General features: G+C 50.3%; 2 rRNA genes. Both read right to left on the reverse strand.

Annotated features, from left to right (window positions below):
* Positions 1-63: ribosomal RNA gene (rrf, locus tag FYJ65_RS09365) — 5S ribosomal RNA — on the reverse strand; the annotation flags it as partial.
* Positions 64-132: 69 nt separating this feature from the next.
* Positions 133-3,021: ribosomal RNA gene (locus FYJ65_RS09370) — 23S ribosomal RNA — on the reverse strand.
* Between the last annotated feature and the right edge of the window lie 90 nt (positions 3,022-3,111).

Raw genomic sequence — 3,111 nt, forward strand, 5'->3', positions numbered from 1 at the left:
GGAGAGCTTAACTTCTGTGTTCGGGATGGGAACAGGTGTATCCTCTCTGCTATAATCACCGGATTTTCCTTATTTGTTTTTTGAAGGCTGTACCTTCAAAACTGAATAATATCTACTGGCCATCTAAACCATCTGGTCAAGTCCTCGACCGATTAGTACCAGTCAGCTGAATGCATTACTGCACTTACACCTCTGGCCTATCAACGTGATAGTCTCTCACGGGTCTTACCATTTCTGGGGGAAATCTTATCTTGAGGGGGGCTTCGCACTTAGATGCTTTCAGCGCTTATCCCGTCCATACTTAGCTACCCGGCTATGCCCTTGGCAGAACAACCGGTGCACCAGAGGTATGTCCATCCCGGTCCTCTCGTACTAAGGATAGCTCCTCTCAAATTTCCAACGCCCACAGCGGATAGGGACCGAACTGTCTCACGACGTTCTGAACCCAGCTCGCGTACCTCTTTAATGGGCGAACAGCCCAACCCTTGGGACCTACTTCAGCCCCAGGATGAGACGAGCCGACATCGAGGTGCCAAACACCCCCGTCGATGTGAACTCTTGGGGGGTATAAGCCTGTTATCCCCGGGGTAGCTTTTATCCGTTGAGCGATGGCCCTTCCACGCGGTACCACCGGATCACTAAGCCCGACTTTCGTCCCTGCTCGACCTGTATGTCTCGCAGTCAAGCTCCCTTTTGCCTTTGCACTCTTCGCGCGATTTCCGTCCGCGCTGAGGGAACCTTTGGGCGCCTCCGTTACTCTTTAGGAGGCGACCGCCCCAGTCAAACTGCCCACCTGACACTGTCCCGGTACCGGATTACGATACTCGGTTAGAATTCCAACGTTACAAGGGTGGTATCCCAACGGTGACTCCACGGATACTGGCGTACCCGTCTCATAGTCTCCCACCTATCCTGTACATGCAACGCCGAAACTCAATATCAAGCTACAGTGAAGCTCCACGGGGTCTTTCCGTCCTGCTGCGGGTAACCGGCATCTTTACCGGTACTACAATTTCACCGAGCCTATTGTTGAGACAGTGTCCAGATCATTACGCCTTTCGTGCGGGTCGGAACTTACCCGACAAGGAATTTCGCTACCTTAGGACCGTTATAGTTACGGCCGCCGTTTACTGGGGCTTAAGTTCGGTGCTTCGATTGCTCTAACACTTCCCCTTAACCTTCCAGCACCGGGCAGGCGTCAGCCCCTATACTTCATCTTTCGATTTAGCAGAGACCTGTGTTTTTGGTAAACAGTTGCCTGGACCTCTTCACTGCGGCCCACTTATGTGGGCACCCCTTCTCCCGAAGTTACGGGGTTATTTTGCCGAGTTCCTTAACAATAGTTCGCTCGCTCACCTTAGGATTCTCTCCTCATCTACCTGTGTCGGTTTGCGGTACGGGTACCTTTGATCTCGCTAGTGGCTTTTCTCGGCAGCGTGAAATCAGTTGCTTATTGACTTTCGTCACCCCATCACAGCTCAATCTTGTAGAATGCGGATTTGCCTACATTCAAACCTCACTGCTTGGACACGCTCAACCAACGGCGTGCTCAACTTATCCTTCTGCGTCCCCACTTCACTCATACAATCATCGGTAGTACAGGAATATTAACCTGTTGTCCATCGCCTACAGCTCTCGCTCTCGGCTTAGGTCCCGACTTACCCTGAGAGGACGAACCTTCCTCAGGAAACCTTAGATTTTCGGCGGACGGGATTCTCACCCGCCTTACGCTACTCATGCCAACATTCTCTCTTCTGTACAGTCCAGGTCGCCTTACGACTTCCCTTCTGCCCGTACAGAACGCTCCTCTACCAATTGCCTAAGCAATTCCAAAGCTTCGGTGGTAAGTTTTAGCCCCGTTTATCTTCGGCGCAGGATCACTCGACTAGTGAGCTATTACGCACTCTTTAAATGAATGGCTGCTTCTAAGCCAACATCCTAGCTGTTTGTGCAATCCCACATCCTTTTCCACTTAACTTACTCTTTGGGACCTTAGCTGTTGATCTGGGCTGTTTCCCTTTCGACCATGGAACTTATCTCTCATAGTCTGACTCCCAAGTATAATATAACGGTATTCGGAGTTTGATAGTTGTTGGTAACCGGTGAAGGCCCCGCGAACAGTCAGTGCTCTACCCCCGCATATCTTTCCTTGAGGCTAGCCCTAAAGCTATTTCGAGGAGAACCAGCTATATCCGAGTTCGATTGGAATTTCACCGCTATCCACAAGTCATCCTAACCTTTTTCAACAGATATAGGTTCGGTCCTCCATAACCTTCTACGGTTACTTCAACCTGCTCATGGATAGGTCACCCGGTTTCGGGTCTACAGCATGTAACTCTCGCCCTGTTCAGACTCGATTTCTCTACGGCTCCGGTGCTCCAGCACCTTAACCTCGCTACATACCATAACTCGTTGGCCCGTTCTACAAAAAGTACAAGGTCACTTGCGCTCCCTTTGCTTGTAAGCATCCAGTTTCAGATTCTATTTCACTCCCCTCCCGGGGTTCTTTTCACCTTTCCCTCACGGTACTGTTCTCTATCGGTCACTGGGTAGTATTTAGGCTTGGAGGGTGGTCCCTCCCGCTTCAAACCGGGTTCCACGTGTCCGGTCCTACTCTGGTGCCACCTGCGTGTCTTCTGCTTCGCGTACAGGACTGTTACCTTCTTCGGTTGAACTTTCCAGATCTATTCCGCTCGCATAACCTCAATCGCGTTGTGGTGGTCCGCAACCCCGAACTGCAAGCAGTTCGGTTTGGCCTCTTTCCCTTTCGCTCGCCGCTACTCAGGAAATCGATGTTTCTTTCTCTTCCTACGGGTACTTAGATGTTTCAGTTCCCCGCGTTCCCCTCGTTACGCTATGTATTTACGTAACGATACATACGCATTACCATATGTGGGTTTCCCCATTCGGAAATCTGCGGGTAAGAATATGTGCTTCTAACCGCAGCTTATCGCAGCTTATCACGTCCTTCATCGGCTCCCAGTGCCAAGGCATTCACTCGATGCTCTTCTTGACTTGACCATTTAAGTCTTCGACTTTAGCGTTAAAGTCTTTTCTCTTCACTATGTTAATTCTCTCAGTGAATTCTGGTTTCTCTCAACAAATTGACTT

The organism is Mogibacterium kristiansenii (assembly GCF_009695905.1).
Taxonomy (GTDB): Bacteria; Bacillota; Clostridia; order Peptostreptococcales; family Anaerovoracaceae; genus Mogibacterium_A; species Mogibacterium_A kristiansenii.